24 protein-coding genes are annotated in these 24,512 nt (G+C 39.3%); 17 read left to right on the plus strand and 7 right to left on the minus strand.

Going from position 1 to position 24,512, the window contains the following annotated elements:
• Positions 1–90 precede the first annotated feature (90 nt).
• Entirely contained in the window at positions 91–975 is an 885-nt protein-coding gene (locus tag H5160_RS04585) for a spermidine synthase (protein ID WP_182195732.1), read from the minus strand.
• Entirely contained in the window at positions 968–1,591 is a 624-nt protein-coding gene (locus H5160_RS04590) for a fused MFS/spermidine synthase (protein ID WP_039488814.1), read from the minus strand. The genes H5160_RS04585 and H5160_RS04590 overlap by 8 nt, the downstream gene beginning before the upstream one ends.
• 168 nt (positions 1,592–1,759) lie before the next feature.
• Here H5160_RS04590 and H5160_RS04595 point away from each other — a divergent pair, with 168 nt between their 5' ends.
• From H5160_RS04595 to H5160_RS20305, 13 genes are all read left to right on the plus strand, one after another.
• Positions 1,760–3,841, plus strand: coding sequence for a TonB-dependent siderophore receptor (locus H5160_RS04595; RefSeq protein WP_182736907.1), 2,082 nt, complete (start codon positions 1,760–1,762; stop codon positions 3,839–3,841).
• Positions 3,842–3,993: 152 nt separating this feature from the next.
• Positions 3,994–4,647: a thermostable hemolysin gene (locus H5160_RS04600; protein WP_182711950.1), complete on the plus strand. Its 654-nt coding sequence runs from the start codon at positions 3,994–3,996 to the stop codon at positions 4,645–4,647.
• Positions 4,644–6,113 (plus strand): AMP-binding protein, encoded by a 1,470-nt coding sequence (locus H5160_RS04605; RefSeq protein WP_182736909.1) that lies wholly within the window; start codon positions 4,644–4,646, stop codon positions 6,111–6,113. Before H5160_RS04600 ends, H5160_RS04605 begins: the two co-directional genes overlap by 4 nt.
• Positions 6,106–6,795 (plus strand): TenA family transcriptional regulator, encoded by a 690-nt coding sequence (locus tag H5160_RS04610; RefSeq protein ID WP_182720258.1) that lies wholly within the window; start codon positions 6,106–6,108, stop codon positions 6,793–6,795. Before H5160_RS04605 ends, H5160_RS04610 begins: the two co-directional genes overlap by 8 nt.
• Positions 6,792–7,562: an SDR family oxidoreductase gene (locus H5160_RS04615; protein WP_182720259.1), complete on the plus strand. Its 771-nt coding sequence runs from the start codon at positions 6,792–6,794 to the stop codon at positions 7,560–7,562. Before H5160_RS04610 ends, H5160_RS04615 begins: the two co-directional genes overlap by 4 nt.
• 21 nt (positions 7,563–7,583) lie before the next feature.
• A complete protein-coding gene (locus H5160_RS04620) occupies positions 7,584–8,231 on the plus strand; it encodes a hypothetical protein (RefSeq protein ID WP_182736910.1) in 648 nt (215 codons plus the stop codon).
• Positions 8,232–8,238: 7 nt separating this feature from the next.
• A complete protein-coding gene (locus H5160_RS04625) occupies positions 8,239–8,898 on the plus strand; it encodes a response regulator transcription factor (protein ID WP_024595841.1) in 660 nt (219 codons plus the stop codon).
• A gap of 26 nt (positions 8,899–8,924) precedes the next feature.
• Complete coding sequence (locus H5160_RS04630) at positions 8,925–10,238, plus strand: ATP-binding protein (RefSeq protein ID WP_182736911.1); 1,314 nt, start codon at positions 8,925–8,927, stop codon at positions 10,236–10,238.
• On the plus strand, positions 10,231–10,584 hold the full coding sequence (locus H5160_RS04635; RefSeq protein WP_138490154.1) for a cupredoxin domain-containing protein: 354 nt from the start codon (positions 10,231–10,233) through the stop codon (positions 10,582–10,584). Before H5160_RS04630 ends, H5160_RS04635 begins: the two co-directional genes overlap by 8 nt.
• Positions 10,571–11,311, plus strand: a complete 741-nt coding sequence (locus H5160_RS04640) for an iron transporter (RefSeq protein WP_182736912.1) — start codon at positions 10,571–10,573, stop codon at positions 11,309–11,311. The genes H5160_RS04635 and H5160_RS04640 overlap by 14 nt, the downstream gene beginning before the upstream one ends.
• Complete coding sequence (locus tag H5160_RS04645; RefSeq protein WP_002959122.1) at positions 11,308–12,024, plus strand: hypothetical protein; 717 nt, start codon at positions 11,308–11,310, stop codon at positions 12,022–12,024. The genes H5160_RS04640 and H5160_RS04645 overlap by 4 nt, the downstream gene beginning before the upstream one ends.
• A 240-nt stretch (positions 12,025–12,264) precedes the next feature.
• Positions 12,265–12,474: a cold-shock protein gene (locus H5160_RS04650; RefSeq protein WP_002959120.1), complete on the plus strand. Its 210-nt coding sequence runs from the start codon at positions 12,265–12,267 to the stop codon at positions 12,472–12,474.
• A gap of 151 nt (positions 12,475–12,625) precedes the next feature.
• A complete protein-coding gene (locus H5160_RS20305; protein WP_310736666.1) occupies positions 12,626–13,339 on the plus strand; it encodes a transporter substrate-binding domain-containing protein in 714 nt (237 codons plus the stop codon).
• Between the two features lie 2 nt (positions 13,340–13,341).
• Here H5160_RS20305 and H5160_RS04660 read toward each other — a convergent pair whose 3' ends face one another.
• From H5160_RS04660 to udk, 3 genes are all read right to left on the minus strand, one after another.
• Positions 13,342–14,052, minus strand: coding sequence for an ABC transporter substrate-binding protein (locus H5160_RS04660; protein WP_182736913.1), 711 nt, complete (start codon positions 14,050–14,052; stop codon positions 13,342–13,344).
• Between the two features lie 294 nt (positions 14,053–14,346).
• Positions 14,347–15,573: a NupC/NupG family nucleoside CNT transporter gene (locus H5160_RS04665; RefSeq protein WP_039488805.1), complete on the minus strand. Its 1,227-nt coding sequence runs from the start codon at positions 15,571–15,573 to the stop codon at positions 14,347–14,349.
• Positions 15,574–15,590: 17 nt separating this feature from the next.
• Complete coding sequence (udk, locus tag H5160_RS04670; protein WP_024596281.1) at positions 15,591–16,223, minus strand: uridine kinase; 633 nt, start codon at positions 16,221–16,223, stop codon at positions 15,591–15,593.
• A gap of 192 nt (positions 16,224–16,415) precedes the next feature.
• On the opposite strand from udk, the gene H5160_RS04675 reads away from it, so the two are divergent.
• Both H5160_RS04675 and deoD read left to right on the plus strand, forming a co-directional pair.
• Positions 16,416–17,648 (plus strand): phosphopentomutase, encoded by a 1,233-nt coding sequence (locus H5160_RS04675; RefSeq protein ID WP_024596282.1) that lies wholly within the window; start codon positions 16,416–16,418, stop codon positions 17,646–17,648.
• A complete protein-coding gene (deoD, locus tag H5160_RS04680; RefSeq protein ID WP_024596283.1) occupies positions 17,648–18,352 on the plus strand; it encodes a purine-nucleoside phosphorylase in 705 nt (234 codons plus the stop codon). Before H5160_RS04675 ends, deoD begins: the two co-directional genes overlap by 1 nt.
• Before the next feature lie 884 nt (positions 18,353–19,236).
• Here the strand turns inward: deoD and H5160_RS04685 are convergent.
• A complete protein-coding gene (locus H5160_RS04685) occupies positions 19,237–20,127 on the minus strand; it encodes a TPR end-of-group domain-containing protein (protein WP_002959108.1) in 891 nt (296 codons plus the stop codon).
• A 905-nt stretch (positions 20,128–21,032) separates the two neighbouring features.
• On the opposite strand from H5160_RS04685, the gene katG reads away from it, so the two are divergent.
• Positions 21,033–23,213: a catalase/peroxidase HPI gene (gene katG / locus H5160_RS04690; protein WP_182736914.1), complete on the plus strand. Its 2,181-nt coding sequence runs from the start codon at positions 21,033–21,035 to the stop codon at positions 23,211–23,213.
• 103 nt (positions 23,214–23,316) lie between these two features.
• On the opposite strand, the gene H5160_RS04695 is transcribed toward katG, so the two are convergent.
• Positions 23,317–23,889 (minus strand): short-chain dehydrogenase, encoded by a 573-nt coding sequence (locus H5160_RS04695; RefSeq protein WP_182736915.1) that lies wholly within the window; start codon positions 23,887–23,889, stop codon positions 23,317–23,319.
• Positions 23,890–24,080: 191 nt separating this feature from the next.
• On the opposite strand from H5160_RS04695, the gene arfB reads away from it, so the two are divergent.
• A complete protein-coding gene (gene arfB, locus H5160_RS04700; protein ID WP_002959105.1) occupies positions 24,081–24,494 on the plus strand; it encodes an alternative ribosome rescue aminoacyl-tRNA hydrolase ArfB in 414 nt (137 codons plus the stop codon).
• Positions 24,495–24,512: the final 18 nt, after the last annotated feature.

Here is a 24,512-nt window from a genome sequence, read left to right on the forward strand (position 1 = left end):
TTAGCTTGCTAAGTAAATATATGAAAGAGTGGGAAATGGTAAAATATTTGCTAAACCTCACTTGTAGAAATGGTGAGGTTTAGCAGGAGTTTAAAAGTTAAGTAAATTAGCAGGGGAGTATTGATCGGTAAGTACTTTTGTATCTGCGGGCCAATCTTGGTCGTTTTTAGTAAATTGCATAAATTGGCTAATCGCTTTTATGTCTATACCGTATTTTACTAATTTAGGTGCGAGAGCATTTACACGCGTGTTAATTTGCGCTTCGCTCGGCATTGATTTAAGTCCCGCTAAAATAATACGATTACTACGATTTTCGCGACTTACATTTATAAAGTCGCCAAATACAGCGTGGTAAGTTGCCGACTCATGCTGATAAAGTTTACTACTTGAAAACGTATTTGCAGCTATAACACCGCCTTCGGCTAATACGCTTTGTACTTCTTCAAAAAACTCTTTAGTAAGCAAATGCTCCGGAATATAGTCGCCGTTAAATGCATCCAAAATAATCCAATCGTACTTTTGTTTTTTAATTGCGGCACGTTTTATAAAAATACGGCCATCTTGCACGCTTGATGTCACTAAATCGTTTTCTATAAAGTTAAAGTAATCGCGTGCAACTTTAGTTACTGCGGGATCTATTTCAACATTATGAATTTTTGCAGTGGGGTATAGCTCATGAATAACGTTAGAAAGCGTACCGCCTCCTAATCCTATAATAAGTACATTTTTAGGATTATCGGCTACTAAAAGGCTCGCAAAAGTAAGTTTAGTGTAATTAAAAACAAGTTTGTCGGGATTGTTTTTATACATACAGCTTTGGCTTGTTTGGCTACTTTTAGTATTAAATTTAAGGCAACGTAAGTCGCTCGTTTCTTCAACAATAATATTGCGATAAAGCGAGCGCTCTTCGTGGATAACTTTACTGCACGCAAAACCCGAAAATGCAATTAACGGCAGTAGTAGATATTTAAGCATGAGCAAGCTCCTTATTATTAGCCAAGGTATTAATTACAATCGCGACTAAACCCAGTGACCCAAGCGTTAGAGCAAAGGCGCTAATAATAGTATTTACGTCAAACGCGAGTACAAAGTAAAACGAGGTAATTATAGTACCCAGTGCACTACCAAGCGTACTTACAAAGTATAAACGCCCAGCCACTTGGCCGCTTTTATCGCTATCGGTTACTAGTAAGCGCACAGAGTAGGGCGAGATCATGCCTAAAATAACGGTAGGTATAAAAAATAAAGCAGTTGACGCTAAGAGTGATCCGTAGCGGCTATCTTCAATATGGGTAAATATAAATTCCATTATTGGCTGCGAAAATAATGTAATAGGCACCACCATAATGCTGGCTATTAAAAATATTAAACCATATTTGGTAAGTGATGCATTTTTAGTGCTGAGTTTACCGCCAAGTAAATACCCAAAAGATAAACTAAGCATAAATACTGTAATTATACTGCCCCAAATATGTACGCTACTACCAAAAAAAGGGGCGAGAATTCTCCCTCCTAAAAGTTCAATCCCCATAATGCAAAAACCGCTGCAAAAAGCTAAAAAGTAAATTAACGCGTTTGTTTTTATGCTCATTTAATTATCGTTATGTAACTTAAGTAGAACACTATACTAACGTGATGACACGGCAGTCGCTAGTGCATTAATTAATCGCTCAGTGATTTTTTAAAAAGAAGTTTTGTTATAAAGTAACACATGCTACAATTTTGTTATACTATAACACTTTCTTAGTTAATCAATCACATGAAGTACTCTTTAATTTATTTAGCCTGCCTAGGAATTAGTGCGCCCAGTATTGCGCAAGATCAAAAAGAAGAAATCGAAAAAATATCTGTCACTTATAAACAAGCTTATCGCGGTGATATTCCTCAAAAGCAAATGCCACAATCTATAGTTAGTATTAATAGTGCTGAGCTTAATAAAAAAGGAATTACTCAACTACAAGATGCGCTTGATTTTTCAGCTAGTATTTCACGTAAAAACAATAGCGGTGCATTGTGGGATAGCTTTTCTATTCGTGGCCTTTCGGGTAACGAAAATATGCCATCGGGCTATTTAGTTAATGGCTTTAGCGGTGGGCGTGGTTTTAGCGGCCCGCGTGATGTATCTAACATTGATTACATTGAAGTACTAAAGGGCCCAGGTTCAGCACTTTATGGGCGATCAGAGCCAGGCGGGACTGTAAATATTGTGACTAAAAAGCCACAGTTTGATTCACAGGGTGAGCTAAAACTAAGCTTAGGTAGCGACAGTTTTAATCGCGTTGAAGGCGATTACACTCAAGGCATTAACGATACCACCGCGTTTAGAATAAATGGCGCATGGCAAGATAGTGACAGCTACCGCGATGAGGTGTACACCAATAAAAAGGTGATTACGCCGTCTATATATCATCAAATAAACGCATCGACCAGTGTAACTTATGAGTTTGAATACGTAGATTTAGCTCAGCTATTCGACCGTGGTATTGTTGTACTCGATAACGATTTTGACACCCTACCAAGCTCGCGCTATTTAGGTAACCCAAACGATGGAGATACGCAGGTTTACTCTCGAGGCCACCAAATTACGTTAAATCACGATATTAACGAGGAATGGTCACTCGTTGTAGGTGCAAATTATCGAGACTCTAGCTTAACGGGTTTTTCGTCAGATGCAGAACTTGCACCGTCACGCCAATCGTTATTTGACGATGGCCGCACACTTACCCGCCAGCAGCGCTATCGCGACTACGAAGTAGAAGATTTAAGTGTAAAGTTTGAAGTTAGTGGAAGTTTAGATACAGCCGGCATTTCGCATCATTTATTAATAGGTATTGATGCATATAAATACGATTTGCACACGGCGCTTTCTCGTTATCGTGGCGGTAATGGCACTTATACTATTGATATTTTTGAGCCTGATTATTCTGGTGAACGTCCTGCTGTTTCGCTACTTTATGAAAATGATGAAGAGCAAAACGCTTACGGTATTTACATTCAAGATCAAATGGATATCACTGATAAGTTTAAACTTTTACTTGGCCTTAGATTTGATAGCGTAGACCAAGATATTTTAGAAACCAACAGCGGTGTATTTTCAACCAGTTCTGAGAGCCAAATAAGCCCACGCGTTGGCGTAGTGTACGAACTAAATAATACAATAACCTTTTACAGCAGTTACTCTGAAGGCTTTTTACCACTGAGCGGTACTGATGCAAACGGCGACCCGTTTGGCTTTGAGTACAGCGACTCGTTTGAAGTTGGTGCTAAGTTTGAATACTTAGGTGTAAACGGTACTGTGGCACTTTTTGATGCTTCTAAAAGTAATATGTTAGTGGCAGATCCAGTAAACGTTGGTTTTTCGGCTCCCATTGGTAAAGCTGATAGCAAAGGGTTTGAGCTTGATTTAAATACCTATATTACCGATGCAACAGCATTTAACTTATCGTACGCCTATATAGATGCCACCACAGCAAACGACATTATTAATGCCGATTGGGGCGTGCCAATTGAAAAAGGCAGCCCACTGGTAAATGTACCAAAAAACAATCTAAACCTTACACTTAGCCATCAAACAGCATTAATGGGTAAAGAGCTTGAATTTGGTGCAAGTTACCAATATACCAGCAGCCGCCTAGGTGATGCCGCAGATTTGAGCTTTAGACTACCAAGTTACCAATTGGTCGGCCTGTTTGGTCAATTAAATTTAACAGATAAAACAGAGCTAAATGTGAGTATTAATAACATTTTTAATGAAGACTATGCTCAAAGTAGTTACAACGCTTTGTGGGTTTATCCGGGGGCGCCTACGCAATTTAAAATGTCGATAGCTTATAATTTTTAATAGCTTAGCTTATTAAGCTTTTAAACAGTTTTCATCCTAAAGCGTCTTAATTTAATAATTAAGGCGCTTTTTTATTTAAATTAAGGTTTCTTAAGTTTTCTTTAAGTTTCGCTCGCTAAGTTACAAACATACACTTTATATGAGCGATGTTTATGCAATTAGCACACCTACCTTCATCACCCGTTTATATTCAAAATAACTCACGCTTTGTTAGTGCTCGCGTTAATGATGAGCATAGAAGTGCGTTAGAAAACACAGTTAAAGAAGGGTTTTTAGTCGCTTACAACGCCACGCTTACCTCTTTTATGCCATTACTTTGCCAATACACGACAAACGAAGGGCAATGCACATTGGGTTTAAGGCAAGCAACAGCCCCTCTATTTATAGAGCAATACTTAGCACAGCCCATTGAGCATTTTTTACCTGAGAACACTCAGCGTAATAAAGTATTTGAGCTTGGCAATCTATGCTCTACACATCGCAAAGCAACGCTTGGGCATTTTATTGTTGTTAATGAAGCCCTGCAAAGTGTAGGAGCAAAACACTTAGTATTTTGCGCCACTAAAAAAGTGCGTGCACTGCTGCGTTTATTAGGCGTTAACTGCACTGAAATTGCTGTGGCAAACAGTTTTGTTGTTGAGCATCCGCTAAGTTGGGGAAGTTACTACGCTAATCAGCCTACCGTATGCGTTGTGAGTTTAGAGCAAGCTCACCAACAAGTATTAAATACCCCAATGCTTTATAGTTTGACGCAGCAAAACCACTCAAATATCAATTCTTTGGTAAATGCATTGGTGAACGTATGAATTACTATAATACACATTCAGTACCGCCATTAATTATTGCCCATAATAAAGAGCAAACACTTGAAATTAACGGTGATGAGTTTAACCAGCAAATACAAAAAGTAGTAAAAATACTATATAGCTTTAACGGCAAATGTGTTGCTTATAAGCTCGATAATACGCCAGCTTGGCTTGTTATTGATGCCGCTGCTGCAGTTTCTAATAAAGTGGCTGTGCCAATTGCTCACTTTTTTAGTGAACAACAAACTCAATATGTACTAGCTCAATGTGGCGCTAATGTATTTATGAGCGACACACTAAACCCTTTATTTGGGGAGCCGGCTGCATCAATTACTTTATTTGAGTGTTACACATTATATATTTACGAAATCGTTGTAGCTAAACCCGTCAGTTATTTCCCAGAAACTCAAAAAGTAACATTTACATCAGGATCAACCGGGCAACCAAAGGGCGTGTGTTTATCTGCAAAGAGTCAAATGCAGGTAGCGCAATCTCTGTGCGATAAAATTAACATTAAAAAGCCTGTTCATTTGTCTTTATTACCACTTGCTGTATTGCTTGAAAATATAGCCGGTGTGTATGCCCCTTTAAAAAGTGGCGGTACAGTGCATTTAATGCCGTTAAATGAATTAGGCTTTGTTGGTACTGCATTAAAACAGCCCGCACAGCTTATAGCTGCTATTGATAAAGTTAAGCCAAATACGCTTATTTTAGTGCCTGAACTATTAGCATGCTTAGTTACTTTTGCAGAAGATGGGTGGCAACCGCCTAGTTCGTTACAGTTTATTGCCGTAGGTGGTGCGCTTGTCAGCGAAATGCTATTAACCAAAGCGCGTAGCTTAAATTTACCAGTATACCAAGGTTATGGACTTTCTGAGGCGGCATCTGTCGTTAGTTTAAATACGTCCACAAACGATAACCTTCACAGTGCAGGCTCTGTGTTACCTCATATTCAAACCAAAATTGAAAATGACCAGCTTTTTATAAAAGGCGATTTGTTTTTAGGTTACTTAAACCATCAACCTCACAATAAAAACCAGTGGTATGCAACCGGCGATCTAGTCGAGCAGCATCAAAATACTTTATTTATTAAAGGCCGATTAAAAAACCTAATTATTACCAGCATGGGTCGCAACATCAGTGCCGAGTGGCCTGAATCACTATTACTCAGTCAAAGCGGTATTTTACAAGCGGTTGTGTTTGGTGAGGGGCGACCTTTTCTCAGTGCCATTATTTACGCCGATACAAAGCTAAGTAACCCAGTGTTAGCGCAGTACATTAGCGAAATTAATAAACAACTACCCGACTATGCTCGAATTCAAAAGTGGCATCGTTTAGCTGCCCCATTAAGTGTGCAACAAGGATTATTAACAACAAATAATCGCCCAAAACGAGATGCCATAAGTAAGCAGTACCATGCTGTGTTTGAGCAATTTTACCGACTTGGAGAAGTAATTAATGAGTGATTTTTTTAACACCCTTAAAGAGCAAACTAAACAAGAGCAAAACTACCTGCTTGCAGCGCCGATTATCCAGCGTGTTTTTAAAGGCGAAGCATCACTTGAAGAATACGCCTCGTTTTTAGCACAAGCGTATCACCATGTTAAGCACACTGTGCCATTAATGATGTCGGTTGGTGCACGATTAACCGACGAACAAGAATGGCTGCGCGAAGCAGTCGCAGAATATATTGAAGAAGAGATTGGTCATCAAGAGTGGGTACTTAATGACATTGCAGCCTGTGGTTTTGACAAAGAAACAGTACGGTGTAGTCAGCCGCAATTTGCTACCGAAATGATGGTGTCGTATGCGTACGACTCCATTGCACGTAAAAATCCGTTGAGCTTTTTTGGCATGGTGCATGTGCTTGAAGGCACTTCTATAGCGCTTGCGGATGGCGCGGCTTCAAATATTGCAAATGCTGTGGGTTTACCTAAAAAAGCATTTAGTTATTTAACCTCTCACGGCGCGCTTGATATAGAGCATGTAAAGTTTTTTGAAAACCTAATGAACCAAATAACAGACGAGGCGGATCAGCAAGCCATACTTCATGGTGCAAAGCGCTTTTATCGTTTATACGGCGATATATTTCGTGGACTCGATGACGAACCATTTTTTAAAGCAAGTGCACAAGGCAAATTGGCATGAGTAGTTCTTTGTGTGTGCTCACTGGTGCAACAGGCGGAATAGGGCAAGCGATTGCTAAAGCCCTATATGCAAAAGGGTGGAAGTTACTACTTGTAGGGCGAAATACCCAAGCTCTTGAAAAACTGAGCCGTGCATGCCCAGACAGTGAAATATTTACGGGCGATTTAACCGACGATACAGCACGTATTAACCTAGCAATAAAAGCCAAGCAACTCGGCGGCGTTAAATTACTTATTAATAACGCAGGTATAAATACGATGCAAAGCATTGAGCACACAAGTAATGAGCAAATAGATAATATGCTCATTACTAATCTGTCGGTGCCTATTAAATTATGCCAGCTATTTTTAGGACAGTTAGCGTATACCAAAGGCACCATTGTTAACGTCGGATCATCGTTTGGCAGTATTGGCTACCCGTTTCAAACGCTTTATTGCGCCAGTAAATTTGGTTTACGTGGCTTTACAGAAGCGCTCTCGCGTGAGCTTAACGGCTCAGGCATTAAAGTGACCTATTTAGCACCAAGAGCAACAGATACATCTATTAATAGCAGTAAAGCGAGGGCAATGAATAAAGAGCTCGGTAATAAAATGGACTCGCCAGAATTAGTTGCTCAAGAGTTATTAGCACTTATAAGTTCAAACCAAACAAGGCGCTTTATTGGTTTTCCTGAAAAATTATTTGCACGCATAAATGGCGTATTCCCAAGCGTTGTTGATAACGCTATTGCAAAGCAACTTCCTAAAATTAAACGTTTTTTAAGTTAACAAACACACAAGGGCAAAATTATGTATAAATTTACACTCGCATTTTATTTAATACTAACCTCTGTATTTGCAACTGCAGTACACGCAGATGAAGCGCAAGACTTAACCGATATTCAACAAAAGTGGGCAATTGCTAATTACGAACTTGAAGGCGATGCGCAAATAGACGCGTTTACGCAACTAAGTGAGCAAAGCGCATTATTTGTTAAAAACTATCCAAGCTCAGCGCAAACACATATTTGGAATGGCATTGTGTTAGCCAGCTTTGCTGGCGCAAAAGGGGGCTTGGGCGCACTTGGTTTAGCAAAAGAAGCAAAAGCGTCACTCGAAAATGCACTCTCGATTGATGGCACTGCATTAAATGGCTCAGCTTACGCAAGCCTTGCAACGCTTTATAGCAAAGTACCTGGTTGGCCAATTGGTTTTGGTGATGACGACAAAGCTGAAAAATTATTTAAACAAGCGCTCGCTTTTAATCTCGAAGGCATTGATACTAATTACTTATACGGTGAATACTTGTATGACGAAGGCGATTATAAACAAGCTAAAGCACGACTACTCGTAGCACAAGCTGCTGGGATTCGTGATACTCGGGCAAAAGCAGATAAATATCGTCAACAAGCAATAAGTCAGCTATTGGCAAAAGTAGATAAAAAATTAAAAAGATAAACAGATAATGCATTTATTACTCGTTGAGGACGATCATTTAGTGGCGCAAGGGCTTATTCGCTCTTTGCGCCAAGAGGGCTACAGCGTAGAGCACAGTGGCACAGTAAAGCACGCCTTAGAGTGCCTTTCTAGTGGTGAGATTGAGCTTGTTATTCTCGATTTAGGATTGCCTGATGGCGACGGCTCGCAAGTTTTAAAGCATATTAAAGCGCAAAAAAAAGTTATTCCTGTGGTTATTTTAACTGCTCGCGGCAGTATTGACGACAAAGTCCAAGGGCTCGATATGGGGGCAGATGATTACCTTGCAAAGCCGTTTGACCCTGCTGAGTTATTTGCTCGATTACGTGTAGCAAGCCGGCGCATTAACCAAACTCAGTCAAGCTTATTGCGCTGTGGTGATGTAGTAATGGATACCTCTGCTCATACAGTTAAACTAAGTGGGCAGTCACTTACGCTACCGCGAAGAGAATACATGCTTTTAAAAGCGCTGATGGAAAATCAGGGAAGGGTACAATCAAAACAACAACTCGAAAACAAACTTTACCAATGGGGTGAAGAAGTTGGCTCTAATGCCATAGAGGTGCATATTCATCATCTTCGTAAAAAATTCCCTAGTGATTTTATTAAAACCTTACGTGGCATTGGCTACGTGGTTGGTAAGCGTTAGAGTGTATTTGTTTTTCGAGGTTGAAAATGTCTATTCGTAAACGTCTGACCTTAATTTTACTTTCAATGATGGTGCTAACTTGCTTTTTAGCATTAGTAAAAGGCTATCAAAAAAGTATGCACCACGGCGAAAGTTTGCTTGATGATGAACTTAAAATAGTAGCTGGCGTTTTAATTGAGCAACCATTGGCACTAAGCACAGATGCAGTACAAGTAAGTAATAATAGCGCTCAGTTGTTGTATCAAATTTGGCAAAATAATAATTTACTTAGTGGCTCATCGAGTTTAACGAATAACCAAATTAGTTTTAGCGAGGGCTTTCAAACGGCCAATGTAGCAGGGCAGCGTATGCGGGTATTTGTGATGAGTAAAAACACCCGTAAAGTCATCGTTGCTGAACCTATGGCAAAGCGGTTTGAATTAGCTGAAGCCGTTATTTTATCTGCAATGTTACCAATGCTATGGGCAGTCCCTCTGCTTGCTATTTTTATTAGCTTTTTTGTTAAATACGCATTAGCCCCTCTTACCCGATTATCTAAGCAGTTGGCGTCTCGCCAAGCGAACGACTTTACGCCAATTAACTGGCAAGTAACCGATGAAGAAATTAAACCTGTTATTAATCGTTTAAACGACTTATTTAAACGCGTAGAAACAGCCTACTTACGGGAGCGCTTTTTTGCCTCAGATGCAGCTCACGAATTACGTACTCCACTTAGTAGTTTAAAAATTAATGTACATAATTTGGCTAATAAACAAAGTAATCTGCAAGACCATCAAGAATTACAAGCTATGTCGCAGGGCATTAATCGTTTAAGTAATATTGTTGAACAAATGCTAATTTTAGGGCGCACCCAGCCTGAACAATGGCAGAGGCAGTTTAGCGAACAATCATTACTAACGATTACTCAGCAAGTCGTATCGGAGCAATACGACAAAATAGATGAAAAAAACCAAACCATTAGTCTTGAAGGCGATGACTTTATTATTAATGGTGATGAGTTTACATTAACCACACTCATCGCTAATTTACTTAGCAACGCCATAAAGTACACACCCAAAAATGGTCAAATTATAATTAAATTAGTATCAAGTAATAACGGCTTTAGTTGGCAAATTGATGATTCTGGTGCGGGTATGACTGAAGAGCAAAAAGAGCGAATATTCAATCGTTTTTATCGCGTAGGTGGCGATCAGCATCCATCAGGCGAGCAAGGTGCCGGTTTAGGTATGGCGATTGTTCAACACATAATTGCTATTTATGGCGCAACTATTCATTTAGCGAATAGCCCTTTAGGCGGACTAACCGTTAAGGTTACTTTTACAGGAGTGAAAAGTGACTAAACGTTTATTTAATCGGTGCCTTTGTTGTTTGCTATTTTTGTCGTTCAATGCGGCGAGTAAAGAGTACCTTATTATTTTAAAAGATCATTTGTTTTATCCCTCGCAAATTACCATTCCCGCGAATAAAAAAGTAAAACTATTGATAGAAAACCAAGATAGCACACCAGAAGAGTTTGATAGCTTTGATCTAAACAGAGAAAAAGTACTCTACCCAAACCGTAAAAGCATTATTTATATAGGGCCGCTTAGTAAAGGGTATTACGAATTTTTTGGTGAGTTTTCGCCCAATACAGCAAGGGGCGTTGTAATAGTTGGTGATGAGGAGGCGCAGCATGCTAATAACTAGTTTAGTCATGAGTCTTAATCAATTGCTACCTGTGGCTATTTTATTAGTGCTACTACAAGTGGTTAAAAAACAAAGCGCTTTAAAAATAGGATCTGCTTTACTAATTGGCGCGCTCATGTCGTTTATGTACATGCAAAGTGCATCATGGGTGAGCCAGTGGTTTGAACATCAAGGGCTAGAGTACTCACAAATAGGGCTATGTATTACTATATTTATAGCCGTATTAGTATTTGCAATAAAACAAAAATCAGCGGTTTTTTATATTGCTGTTATAAGCACAATAACATTGTATTTAAGCCACTATATTATTTATCTCACCAGTTTTTGGCAAAGTAATGATGCAGGGCAAAGCTTATTTATTGGCACTTTATTAGGTGTTGGAATTTGTTTAAGTTTTAGCGTATTGCTGTACTTTTTAATGAATGCAATTAAGCACCGCTTTGATATGTATCCGCTTTTTACTTTGCTTGCTTTTAACAGCGCGGCTAAGTTATTAGTTGCACTGGATTTGGCAAGCCAAATAGACTTAATTACCAACACCGCAACCGTGTGGGATTTACGCGATGTATTAAGCGAAAACTCTGAGCTCGGGCGCGTACTGCGCGCCCTGGTTGGTTACGAGGCTACCCCGGATCTTATGAGTGTACTTATATATAGTACAAGTAGCGTGATATTTTTATCACTTTGTTATGTTATTTCGGCTTCAATTTCTAAGGAACGTGTATGAAAGCACTCAACCTATATTTAGCGCTTAGCTTTACCGTTTTTTGTTTGTTGGTACTTTCAACCCCAGCAAAGGCCGATGGAATTGTTGTTGATAAGGTATATCACCCCTATGTTTTACCTTTTGAGCGAGAGTTTGAATGGCGGTTAGTGTCGCACCAAACAGATAGTGGCAACATACTAGCGCAGCGTTTGGGTGGTGGCGGTGCTATTAACGATACAATGGCACTAGAAGGCTATTTAGTTGGTGAGCGAGATGACAACGGCGACTTTGGTTTAGAAGCTTATGAGCTTGAACTACGATGGCAATTAATTGAGCAAGGTAAATTATGGGCTGATTGGGGGGCATTATTTGAGCTTGAAAAAAAACATAATGAAGATGTGTATGAAGCAACTTCGGGTTTTGTGATCGAAAAAGAGTTTGGCAAAACAAGCTTAACTATGAATGCCTTTTTAGTGTACGAGTGGGGGCAGGATATTCAAAATGAATGGGAAAGCGAGTTTAGAGCGCAATATCGCTATCGCTATCGTTCTGCTTTTCAGCCATCTATTGAGGTGTACGTAGGAGAAGACTTTGTTGGCATAGGGCCTGGGTTTATAGGTTTGCAGCGTTTTGATGGACAAAAGCAGTTAAAATGGGAAGCGGGTTTTATCACTGAGATAAGCCAATCAGAAAAAAATCATAGTTTTAGGCTCGCATTAGAATTTGAATTTTAATAACCAAGGAAAGCGGTTTTGGTTGTTTATCACTCTGATTATAGATAGGTACTTGACATATTTTAAAAAATCTATATAGTGGGCTGCAGCTAGAAAGAAAGCATGTAAGCTATAAATCTCCATTTCGATGTTGTATAAGTAATACTTGTAGTACCGTCCTGAAGTTTTTAAAGTACCATCTCATTTTTTGCTACACCCGCTCTTATGAGCATATTTTTTATTTTATATCAGGATATTACAATGTCTAACATCGTATCAGGTACAGTTAAGTGGTTCAACGAGTCTAAAGGTTTTGGTTTCATCGAGCAAGAAAATGGCCCAGACGTTTTCGCACATTTCTCAGCAATCAAAAGCGAAGGTTTCAAAACTTTAGCTGAAGGCCAACGTGTAGAGTTCACTCTTTCACAAGGTCAAAAAGGTCCACAAGCTGATAACATCACAGCTGTATAATTTTACTTTTTAAGTAAAATGAAAAAAAGCGCTTAAGGCGCTTTTTTTGTGTCTGAAATTTGACTCAACCTAAGCTGCACCTATTATTAATGTAAGTTCATCAGTAGGTATCGTTATCATTAAATCCTTCCTTATACTTGTTTTTATATTTATCAGTCATTACGCACAGGCTGAAGGTTTCAAGCTCACGGTCTACACTGAGCACTTTTCGCCATACAATTTTGAAAACAAAGCGGGTCAACTTGTTGGCATAAATCTCGATATTGTAAAAGATGTATGCATTGCGTCAGACATTACCTGTGAATTTAAAATACTTCCTTGGAAACGTGCTTACAGCCTAGCCCAAAAAGATAAGCATTCAGGTATTATCTCTATCGCTAAAACATCTCAAAGAACGCCTATTTTTAATTGGGTAGGGCCTTTGGCATCCAGTGAAACATTTTTTTATAAACTTAAAAAAAATACTCAGTTAAAAATGAATAGCTTAAATGAAGCAAAGCAGTTTTCACTTGCTATCGTAAGAGGGGATATTTACGAATCCATAATTAAAAAAGTAGGGTTTGAAGCAGGTAAAAACCTTTTGTCCATAGGTGATGAAAAGCAATATATGCACTTGTTTTTAAATAGTAAAATAGATTTGATTTTAGGCTCTGAATACACCATTGGTTATCAACTTTCGCCTTTTGGGTATAGTGAAGACGATGTCGTTAGGCTGCAGGAATTACCATTACCTGAGATAGCAGGTAACTACATCGCGTTTAATAAATCAGTACCCAATTACATTGTAGAGCGTTTTAATAGGGAGTTTGAAAAGCTTAAAAAGAAGGATAACTTTTCGGCTTATAAAAAACGTTTTAAGCGCTAATGTTAGTACTTGTAAGGTAGCCCTTTCTTTTGCTTTGTTTTGAAAAATGCAGCTTGCAGTGTTTCTATTAAATGCATATCTGTTTTTTTATTCGCAGCTAAATAAGCATCAATTGTTAGCTCATCTATTTTATAAATAAACTTTAAGTGTGCTGGTTTGAGCTTTAGATAATCACTCATCTGCTGCATATATAAAGGATCGTCTACAATTAAATCTACTTTTTTAGCGAGTAGTAAAGAGTATGACTTTTGAATATCAGAGGTTAAAACAACTTCAAACCCCAGTTTTGCGAGGGTTTGTGTTGAAAAATCATTGCGCTGCATAGCAATTTTGTACACTTTGGCTTGTTCAGTAGTGTTTATAATAAGATCATCTCGCTCTGATAGGCCAATAAAGCCTAGTTCAAAACGTCCGACAGGTCCTATCCAATAAAATTTGTCTTCTCGCTCTACAGTGCGTGCAAGGCTGTATATAAAGGTATTTTTAAGCTCATCTGCAATTTTATAAGCACGTGCCCAAGGGTACATTTGAATGTTAGGTGTTAGATCGGCCTCAGCAAATATATCTCTAATAAATTGAGTACCTTCACCTGCTACCTCACCATCAATCAACACCTGGTTTGGCGGTGCTAACTCTGTAACAACAAGGATGGGTTCCTTTGCTTGAACATACACAGAACAAATTAAAAAAAGAGAATAAAGAATATATTTCACAATAGCGGATCGTTAGTCGGTTAGCTTAAGTAATATAAGTGTGGCTGAAAATACGAAAAACACAAAAAATATTTATGTGACTTTGTTACTAAGGTATTGGTTTATTTGAGTTATGTATAACCATAAATAAGGTTAAATAGCTTGAAGGTTGGAGAGTGTATAAATGTGGAAGGCCTAAAACGATAAAAGGGCCTTGCGGCCCTTGGTGAAGTATCGTTCAAGTCAGATAGAGCTTTAACCCCTTAAAGCGCTACCCTCTTGTTTTGCAACACCGGTGTTCATCTCAATAAGTTTCTAAGCTAGCGAGAGGAAAAACCCAGCAATTGCTGCGCTCATAAGGTTAGCCATAGATCCTGCTAACACTGCTCTGAGCCCTAAGCGTGCGATATCCTTCCGCCGACTAGGCGCCATACCGCCTAACCCACCTAGTAAAATGGCTATCGATGATAAGTTAGCAAAGCCACATAGAGCAAAAGTAACAATTGCTTGTGTGTGCGCGCTTAACGTATCGCGATAATTTATAAAGTCTAAGTAAGCAACAAACTCGTTCACTACTATCTTTTGACCAATAAAGCTGCCGGCTATAATTGCTTCATCCCATGGCACACCTAGTAACCATGCTACAGGAGCAAATACATAACCTAATATTTCTTGAAGCGTTAATGTTGGGTAATCAAACCACCCACCAATACCACCTAATAAACCGTTTAGTAGTGCAATTAGCGCTACAAAAGCAAGTAACATTGCACCTACATTAAGTGCTAAATGCATACCGTTTGCTGCACCTGATGCAGCTGCATCAATTACATTTACAGGCTTATCTTCGTCATCTAAATCTAAATCAGCTAAGTTATCTTTAGGCGTTTCAGTTTCTGGCACAATCATCTTGGCCATTAAAAAACCACCTGGAGCAGCCATAAAGCTCGCTGCTATTAAATACTTAAGATCTACGCCAATAATAACGTAACCGGCCATTACAGAGCCTGCCACAGTGGCTAAGCCACCTACCATCACTGCAAACAATTCCGATTTAGTCATTGTTGCTATAAATGGCTTAACTATTAGCGGTGCTTCAGTTTGGCCAACAAAAATATTTGCTGTCGCTGAAAGCGATTCTGTGCGAGAGGTTTTCAATAATTTTTGTAAACCGCCGCCTAAAATCCTAATTATCCAATCCATAATGCCAAGGTGATACAACACAGCAACAAGTGCTGAGAAAAACACGATAACGGGCAAAACTTGAATCGCAAAAATAAAACCTAATGTGTCTTGTGAGGCAAGTGGGCCAAACAAAAACCCAATACCGTCGTTTGCATAACCAATAACCGACGATACGGCTGCTGACATGCTCGTTAACACATTTTTTCCTGCTTCAAAAAACAGGACAAAACCGCCAATAACAACTTGCATCGCAAATGCTATACCAACGGTTCTTAAATTAATTGCCTTGCGATTAGTTGATGCCGCAAAGGCAATGCTTAGTAGCACACACATGCCCACTAAGCTCATAAATGTTGTCATACAAATGTTTCCCGTTGTTATTCTTGTAGTAAATATTTTATCTTACTTTTTATTATATCAATCGCAACGCGGTTCATACCGCCTCGAGTCACAACTAAATCTGCGTTATGCTTAGAAGGCTCAATAAATTGATAAAACATCGGTCTAACAGTTGCTTGATACTGCTCAACAACAGATTGTAATGTTCTGCCTCGTTGCTCCATATCACGTTGCATACGACGCATTAAGCAAATATCTAAAGGCGTATCTATAAACACCTTAATATCAAATTCTTTATTAAGCGCTTTGTCACTCAATAATAAAATACCTTCAACAATGAGTATTTTAGCAGCAGGCACTCGGCGAGTTTTCTCGCTACGTGTATGCTGTGCATAATCATACGTTGGTACTTCAACTGAATTTCCACTACGAAGCTGTGTTAAATGCTCAAGCATTAACGCATGTTCAAATGCATCAGGATGGTCGTAATTCGTTTGCGTACGATGCGCCATCGGTAAATGCGACTGATCCTTGTAGTAAGCATCTTCTTCAATAATGGCGATAGCGCCTGGTTCAAGCTCATTAACCAATTCATTGTATATAGTTTGGCTAAAAAGAGATTTGCCCGACGCAGACGCGCCTGCAATAGCTATAATAGTAGTTCGTGTCACTAAAGTTCTCACCCACACAGAAGGATATATTGTTGGTAGATCACAATAGCAAAAAAGACACGATTAATCTCTTTTGCTTCGCTTAAGAATGCAAATTTATAATGTTTAGGTTTTATGAAACAGGACTTTTGTCCTGTACGGAAAAATCGATCAGCGGATAAAGTAACCACCTAGAATCAAAGTGAGGTCAAAATGGCAAGAGCAATTATCTTAATGGCAGATAGCCTAGGAATCGGTGCAGCACCAGATGCAGATAAATTCGGCGATCTTGGGGCTAATACATTCGCTCACTTACTAAAAGCATATTACGACGAAACAGGCGCTGCATTATCGCTTCCTAACCTATCAAAACTTGGGTTAGTGGATGCATGTGAAGCTGCCGGTGGAGAACCGTGTTTAATTTCAGACCGCCAAGCTTCTCAAGGAGCATGGGGTTACGCTAAAGAATTATCTAGCGGAAAAGACACGCCATCAGGTCATTGGGAAATGGCAGGAGTACCTGTGTTATTTGATTGGGGATATTTCCCAAAAACACAGCCAAGTTTCCCACAAGAATTTATAGACGAGTTTATAGCTCGTACTGGTATCCCTGGCATTTTAGGCAACTGCCATGCATCGGGAACAACCATTTTAGAACAGCTAGGTGAAGAGCACGTAAAAACAGGTAAACCAATCTGTTACACCTCAGCTGATAGCGTGTTTCAAATAGCCGCGCATGAAGAGTCATTCGGCCTAGAGAAGCTTTATCAAGTTTGCGAAATCGCACGGGCGCTACTTGATGAAATGAATATAGGACGAGTGATTGCGCGGCCATTTTTGGGTTCAAATAGCCAAGACTTTGCCCGCACAGGTAATCGTCGCGACTATTCAGTGCTTCCGCCAGCACCAACATTGCTAGATGTGTTAGCAAAAGACGGCGGCGAAGTAATTAGTATTGGTAAAATTTCAGATATTTACGCGCATCAGGGCATAACCCAAAAGCATAAAGCACCTGGGCTTATGAACTTGCTAGAAAAAACCAGCGAAGTAATGAAAAGCGCACCAGATCATAGCTTAATCTTTACTAACCTAGTTGATTTTGATGAAAAATTTGGTCATCGCCGTAACCCAGTAGGTTATGCAAAAGCATTAAAAGAATTTGATGACTATTTACCAACTATACTAAAACAGTTAAACGCAGATGATATATTAATGATCACTGCAGATCACGGTTGTGACCCAACCTTTCCAGGTTCTGAGCACACTCGCGAATATGTACCGGTTATTGCATATAAACCAGGTATGAGTAACACACCTCTAGGTGAACGCAACAGCTTTGCAGATATCGGTCAAACACTGGCACAGTGGTTTAACTTATCTGCGCTTGATTACGGCGACAGCTTTTTAAATGAGCTAACAACGCCAAATAAAAAGGAAAACAATTAATGAGTACTCCGCATATCAGTGCAAACGTTGGTGATTTCGCCGAAACAGTATTAATGCCAGGCGATCCGCTACGTGCGCAATATATTGCTGAAAACTTTTTAGATGATGCAGTACAGGTTACAGGTGTTCGTAACATGTACGGTTTCACTGGTACTTACAAAGGTAAGCCAGTAAGCATCATGGGTTCAGGCATGGGCATTCCATCAATGTCTATTTATGCACGTGAGCTAATTGTAAGCTTTGGCGTTAAAAATATTATACGTATTGGTACGTGTGGCGGTATTGGCACAGATATCAAAATCCGTGACGTAATTTTTGCACAAGGTGCAAGCACAGATTCAAACGTAAACCGTGCACGTGTTCGTGGCTACGATTTTGCTGCTATTGCTAACTTTGACCTACTTTTAAACGGTGTAAACGCCGCTAAAGAGCTAGGAATAGAAGCAAAAGTAGGTAACGTATTTACAACCGACACTTTCTACCAAGCAGACGACTCGTTCTATAAAGACTTAGACAAGTTAGGCATGCTAGCAGTAGATATGGAAACAGCCGGTTTATATGGCGTTGCAGCTGAATACGGCGCAAATGCAATGGCATTATTTACAGTAAGTGACCACGTAATCACCGGTGAAGCAACACCTGCTGATGAGCGTCAAAGCACGTTTAACGAAATGGTTAAAATTGCATTAGAGTCAATAGCTTAAATAATACATAACAGTTCCTTGGTAACGTATTCACTAAGTTTTGGAGACACGCCCAAAGTGAAGTGAGACTAACCTCCAAAGCCGCATTTTATGCGGCTTTTTTTATGCCTGAAGAAAATGGGTAGCAGCTTCTAATTACCTATACCAATTCGCTTAATTAAGTGATCTATTTTGAGGATGGAAAACGTGTTGATAGCTAGGCAAAAAATTCGCTATTTAGTTGTTCTAAATGAGAATTTTTTAACGCAGGTAGCGACACGTTTAGCCCCTAAAAATGATTAAGTATTATTGCGGGTTGGTATTAATTCAACCATCCTAAAAACTACGTTTTTAAACGCCTGCAAGCAGCGCGTCTACAGGTAAATTAAACTGCTGAGTGTAAGTTTTCCACGTAGGCGCAGAGCTTGCTCGCGCGAGAAGCACTTAAGCTAACTACTCTAAAAGCGCAGCATCTCTAAACCTATTTGTGTATAACAGCCCTAAAAAACAATATGCACGCAGAGAAGAAAAGGAGGAGCAAATGAGAAGAGCAAAACCAATGCTGACTCGGCATTATAAAAGTACAAGCGTTGCTTTAAAAGCTTGTAACCTGCGCGAATAGCTGTGTTTATACCAAGTTTAGAGTATGACTTGTTGCTCATGTTAGAAGCACAGTTTCTGATTGTTTTTATTATTTTAACTTCTAAGCTCTTCTCTAAAAGCGCAGCGTCTCTAAACCTCTTTGTGAATTAATCACTTTTGATCTTAGCTCTACGCTAGAGCTGAGTTTGTAGAGCGCAGTTAAGCTTCTAATTACACAACAAACTTTACCTTTAAAAACAAAAAAGGGCCAAGGCCCTTTTTTATGGTGTTGCGCCTAATCATACAGGCCAAATTCTGAGTGCTTAAACAACTTCACCAGCCACTATCGTATTAAAGCTGTCGTTGTCATGCAGGCTTGCAAATGCGCTCTCGTGTAATAATTCATTACGTAAGTTTGGAGAGTATTCAAGTGCCATTTTAATATCGGCTAAGGCATCAGCATGCTTATGTGTTAGTGCATAAGCACAGGCTCGTTGCCAATAGGCATAACCATAGTCACTATCTATATCAATAGCTTGATTACACAGCTCAATGGCTTGTGCTGTTTCGTTTATTTCTAGTAGTGCATCGGCTTTATAAGCAATGGCTTCCACATCTTCAGGTTTGCGATTGAGTATTTCGTCAAAAATTTCAATTTTATTTGCAAAATCACTTTCTAGGTTTGCGCGCATCCACAACGAATGAACTTCGTTAGTCACCGATATGCGCTCTTGGTTGCTGAGTATTTCTTCTGAGCGAACGCGTAGTTTTTCTTCAAGAATTTTTAATCGGTCTTCATACTCGTCTGTAATTACACTCACACGCGTATTTACAATATCTTCTACTTTGTTTTTAACATCGCGCAACGAGTTCCAACCCACTAAAACTAAAATCGACGCCGTAGCGGTAATTATAAAAAACACATTATTAATGGTATCTGTAGTGTACGTTAATGCGCGATCGGCAGTATCAAGCTGCGCATGAGTAACCTGCTTAGTTACATCTTCACGAAGCTTTTGCTGATCTTGCCTAACTGCTTTTAGCTCATCTAATATGTAACGTTCCATTAGCGGCTTATACATAGGCTCTTTGAGTTGTTGAAGAGCTTGTTGCTCTTGTTGTGCTGTAGGTGAAGCTGGTTGCTTTTCAGCAGAGTTCACTATGCCCGAAAACAAAGTTAAACAAACAAAAAGTACAGATAGGTAATAACGCATTGGTACGCCTAATTAAATTAATTACTGTAATAACTTTAACATGCAGGGCTTAATGGCACTAGGGCGTGTTGTTCTTTGTGGATTAAAATTGACCTAATTTAGATAGGAGCAATAGTTGTAAAATTTTTTTAGCCTAGTGAGCTTAGCAATAATAGGGTAAAGCGTGAGCATATTACCCATGCTCAGGTAATTTGAGTAAAAATAGGCAAAAAAAACCAGCTCAAGGTGAGCTGGCAAAAACTGCTTAAAACAACAATATGTCGTAGGGATTCACAGGAGAACAACTTCATACTAACTGAATATTTATGAACAAATACTTAATTCAATTCAACTAGTTAAAAATATAAGAATACTCAAAGTATTCGGTTTATAAAGTAAAGGTGCATTGGGCTTAAGTAATGCACCTTTATCATTATAACTATCTAACTACAATTTCATGGTGAAGGGGGGTATTCCAATGTGCGCTTTAGTAAACTAAAGCCACTTTCAAACCCTTCACACACCATTACGCCGAAATTTTTCAATTCGATCACAGGTCTAGTAAAAAGATTAAGGTTAATTCACCGATTTTTAAATTTTTTATTTTGCGTAATGCTTTATATGAGCACCATCTGACTTTTTTACTATTATTTTAAACGCCACTTTAAGCCTATTGTTAAATACATCATTAACGTAAGGGCAATCAAAAATATAAATTGGAGCAATCGTTTTAAATAGTATGTTGAGGCTGGCGTAGCATAATTTATACGCCTATATTAAGGATACGTAAGCACTTAGGTAGGCACGCTGAGTAAAAAGTAAGCCTATTAAATAAAAATAACCGTTACTTTTTAAAAAGTTATAAACACATAAGCAATAATACTGATTGATTAAGTATTTTACTTTTCTATTTTAAGGATTTCACAATGAGCAAGCCAACAGCGGGTAAATGCCCTGTTATGCACGGTAGTAATTCAGTTGTTTCTAAAGTAAACACCGATTGGTGGCCAAACACACTCAACTTAGACATTCTTCATCAACACGATACTAAATCAAATCCATACGGCACTAATTTTAACTACGCAGAAGAATTTAAATCTCTAGATTTAGACGAAGTAAAAGCCGACTTAAAAACCTTTATGACCGACAGCCAAGATTGGTGGCCTGCCGATTGGGGGCATTACGGTGGTTTAATGATTCGTATGGCATGGCACTCAGCGGGTACGTACCGTTTATCTGATGGTCGTGGTGGCGCAAGTACCGGTAATCAACGTTTCTCGCCTTTAAATTCATGGCCAGATAACGCAAGCTTAGATAAAGCACGCAGACTTTTATGGCCACTTAAGAAAAAATACGGTAACAAACTCTCATGGGCCGATTTATTTATTCTTGCTGGTAATATGGCATACGAATCAATGGGTCTTAAAATTTATGGTTTTGCGGGCGGCCGTGAAGACATTTGGCATCCAGAAAAAGATATTTACTGGGGTGCAGAAAAAGAATGGTTAGCACCAAGTGATGAACGCTACGACAATGTAGAAAAACCAGACACCATGGAAAACCCATTAGCCGCAGTACAAATGGGCCTAATTTACGTTAACCCTGAAGGTGTTAATGGTATACCAGATCCACAAAAAACGGCAGATCACGTACGTGAAACATTTGCTCGCATGGCGATGGACGATGAAGAAACCGCAGCGCTAACAGTGGGCGGCCATACAGTAGGTAAAACTCACGGTAATGGTAAAGCAGAGCACTTAGGTCCAGAGCCAGAAGCAGCAGACGTACACGAGCAAGGTTTAGGTTGGAACAGCACCAAAGAAGGCGGCTTTGGTCGTCATACTGTAACTTCAGGCCTTGAAGGCGCATGGACCACACACCCAACTACATGGGATAACGGATACTGCCACTTACTTTTAAATTACGAATGGGAATTAACAAAAAGCCCAGCTGGCGCTCATCAGTGGGAACCTGTAAATATTAAAGAAGAAGACAAACCAGTAGACGTAGAAGATTCATCAATTCGTTTAAACCCAATGATGACCGATGCCGATATGGCCATGAAAGTGGACCCTGCGTACCGTAAAATCATTGAGCGTTTTTATAACGACTTTGAATACTTCTCTGATGTATTTGCACGTGCATGGTTTAAGCTAACTCACCGCGATTTAGGTCCTAAAGCATGTTACTTAGGTAAAGATGTACCAAGCGAAGACCTAATTTGGCAAGATCCTATTCCAGCAGTTGATTACACATTATCAGACGATGAAATCACAAGCTTAAAAGCACAGCTACTTGATTGCGGTGTAAGTGCAAGTGATTTAATAAATACAGCGTGGGATAGTGCACGTACGTATCGTGGTTCTGATAAACGCGGTGGCGCAAATGGCGCACGTATTCGTTTAGCACCACAAAAAGATTGGCAAGGTAACGAACCTGCGCGTTTAGCAAGTGTACTTAGTGCCCTTGAAAAAGTACAAGCGGGTTTATCTAAGCCAGTAAGCATGGCCGATTTAATCGTTTTAGGTGGCACAGCGGCTGTAGAGCAAGCTGCAAAACAAGCCGGTGTTGATGTAGCAGTACCATTTGCACCAGGACGAGGAGACGCAACAGACGAAATGACTGATGCAGAATCGTTCGATCCGCTTGAGCCTGTTCATGATGGATTTAGAAACTACCTTAAAAATGACTTTAGCGTATCCTCAGAAGAGCTATTGTTAGAGCGCAGCCAATTAATGGGCTTAACAGCACCAGAAATGACTGCACTTATGGGCGGCATGCGTGTACTAGGCACAAACTACGCGGGCACTAAGCATGGTGTATTTACTGATAATGTAGGCACGCTATCTACCGACTTTTTTGTAAACCTAACCGACATGGCTAACAACTGGAAGCCACTAGAGCCAGGTATATATAATATTGTTGAGCGCAAAACAGGCACCATTAAATGGACTGCCACACGCGTAGATTTAGTGTTTGGTTCAAACTCTATTTTACGTGCCCTAAGTGAGTTTTATGCACAAGACGATAATAAAGAACGTTTTGTACATGACTTTGTAAATGCATGGGTAAAAGTAATGAACGCAGACAGGTTCGATCTTAAATAATCTGTACGCTAAATAAAAACGGGGGAGTATTGAATACTCCCCCGTTTTTTATGCGTTTTAATTTCACGGCTAGATAAGCCCGCTTTTTTTAAAGCAATAAAACTTATAAAAGTGCAAAAAGCTTTTGTAGTTGTGGCATATATTCGCTCACAAGTTCAAGGTTGTTTTCGCTTACTAAAGATTCTGTAGACTCCTCAGCTGCGCTTGACGATTTACCAAACGAACCCATTAATGAGCTAGCGCCTTTATCTTTAGCACTTTTCATACTTTGAAAACCGCCCATTACTTTATTAGCAGTTTCTTGATTATCAGCAGAAAGGCCCGACTTAAGATTTTCGATATAAGCCATTGATACTTCAGAACCTACAGTTACTAGCTGCTCTGGCGTAAAACCGTAACGGTTTGTAACACTCGCAAAGCTTTTGTATAGGTCTTGTTCTTTAATCATGCTTAATGCACTGTTAGCTAAAGAGCTTTGTTCGTCAACACTTTGATCAGCAGAACCACCTAGCATACTTGCTAAATCTAAGTTTTTTAACGACTCTTGGCTGCTTGCCCAGCTAGTCACAGCTGGCAGTGCTTTCATATAGCTTTGAAGTTGACCTTCGTTAATATCCTCTGCAAGGCTTGAGAAACTCATCGCTAATAAGCTAAGTGATACAAGTATTTTTTTCATTGAGCATTTCCTAGTATTAAAGTAGTGCCAATTAGAAGCTAATAAGCAACACTTGCCAACACAAAATAAAATATTGGCTGATTTATAGTACAATTTATGAGAATTCATTTAAGTTCTAAGAATTTAGTTGATTCACCACAAGCTAATGTACTGATGATATAATGTATTTTTGACAAATAGAGCTGAACACAATGTTAACAATTTCAAATACTGTCACTATCGATGAATGGGAACTAGAGCTCACAGCTATTCGTTCGCAAGGTGCCGGTGGTCAAAATGTTAATAAAGTAGCAAGTGCAATTCATTTACGTTTTGACATTAACCGCTCTAAATTACCTGACTTCTACAAAGAACGCTTACTTGCATTAAATGATACAAGAATTACCAAAGACGGCGTCTTAATCATTAAAGCGCAAAGCCACCGTACCCAAGAGCTAAATCGAGAAGATGCCCTTAAGCGTTTAAAGGATTTAATCCTTAGTGCTACGGTAGTTAATAAAGCGCGTCGAGCCACCAAGCCCAGCCGTAATTCACAGCGAAAGCGCATGGACAAAAAAACCAAGCATGGGCAAAACAAAGCGCTACGCGGCAGCATAAAGTTTTAGCTTTAAATGATATTAATA

Origin of the sequence: Pseudoalteromonas sp. SG43-4, assembly GCF_014164325.1 — a bacterium.
GTDB classification, from domain to species: Bacteria; Pseudomonadota; Gammaproteobacteria; order Enterobacterales; family Alteromonadaceae; genus Pseudoalteromonas; species Pseudoalteromonas distincta.

Excerpts from the sequence above, each read along its gene's own strand:
- katG (WP_182736914.1), top strand. The coding sequence starts at position 21,033 with ATGAGCAAGCCAACAGCGGGTAAATGCCCTGTTATGCACGGTAGTAAT.
- H5160_RS04685 (WP_002959108.1), bottom strand. The coding sequence starts at position 20,127 with ATGCGTTATTACCTATCTGTACTTTTTGTTTGTTTAACTTTGTTTTCG.
- H5160_RS04625 (WP_024595841.1), top strand. The coding sequence starts at position 8,239 with ATGCATTTATTACTCGTTGAGGACGATCATTTAGTGGCGCAAGGGCTT.
- H5160_RS04595 (WP_182736907.1), top strand. The coding sequence starts at position 1,760 with ATGAAGTACTCTTTAATTTATTTAGCCTGCCTAGGAATTAGTGCGCCC.
- H5160_RS04640 (WP_182736912.1), top strand. The coding sequence starts at position 10,571 with ATGCTAATAACTAGTTTAGTCATGAGTCTTAATCAATTGCTACCTGTG.
- H5160_RS04590 (WP_039488814.1), bottom strand. The coding sequence starts at position 1,591 with ATGAGCATAAAAACAAACGCGTTAATTTACTTTTTAGCTTTTTGCAGC.
- H5160_RS04585 (WP_182195732.1), bottom strand. The coding sequence starts at position 975 with ATGCTTAAATATCTACTACTGCCGTTAATTGCATTTTCGGGTTTTGCG.
- H5160_RS04610 (WP_182720258.1), top strand. The coding sequence starts at position 6,106 with ATGAGTGATTTTTTTAACACCCTTAAAGAGCAAACTAAACAAGAGCAA.
- H5160_RS04650 (WP_002959120.1), top strand. The coding sequence starts at position 12,265 with ATGTCTAACATCGTATCAGGTACAGTTAAGTGGTTCAACGAGTCTAAA.
- H5160_RS04620 (WP_182736910.1), top strand. The coding sequence starts at position 7,584 with ATGTATAAATTTACACTCGCATTTTATTTAATACTAACCTCTGTATTT.
- deoD (WP_024596283.1), top strand. The coding sequence starts at position 17,648 with ATGAGTACTCCGCATATCAGTGCAAACGTTGGTGATTTCGCCGAAACA.
- H5160_RS04615 (WP_182720259.1), top strand. The coding sequence starts at position 6,792 with ATGAGTAGTTCTTTGTGTGTGCTCACTGGTGCAACAGGCGGAATAGGG.
- H5160_RS04630 (WP_182736911.1), top strand. The coding sequence starts at position 8,925 with ATGTCTATTCGTAAACGTCTGACCTTAATTTTACTTTCAATGATGGTG.
- H5160_RS04645 (WP_002959122.1), top strand. The coding sequence starts at position 11,308 with ATGAAAGCACTCAACCTATATTTAGCGCTTAGCTTTACCGTTTTTTGT.
- H5160_RS04695 (WP_182736915.1), bottom strand. The coding sequence starts at position 23,889 with ATGAAAAAAATACTTGTATCACTTAGCTTATTAGCGATGAGTTTCTCA.
- arfB (WP_002959105.1), top strand. The coding sequence starts at position 24,081 with ATGTTAACAATTTCAAATACTGTCACTATCGATGAATGGGAACTAGAG.
- H5160_RS04665 (WP_039488805.1), bottom strand. The coding sequence starts at position 15,573 with ATGACAACATTTATGAGCTTAGTGGGCATGTGTGTGCTACTAAGCATT.
- H5160_RS04675 (WP_024596282.1), top strand. The coding sequence starts at position 16,416 with ATGGCAAGAGCAATTATCTTAATGGCAGATAGCCTAGGAATCGGTGCA.
- H5160_RS04605 (WP_182736909.1), top strand. The coding sequence starts at position 4,644 with ATGAATTACTATAATACACATTCAGTACCGCCATTAATTATTGCCCAT.
- H5160_RS04600 (WP_182711950.1), top strand. The coding sequence starts at position 3,994 with ATGCAATTAGCACACCTACCTTCATCACCCGTTTATATTCAAAATAAC.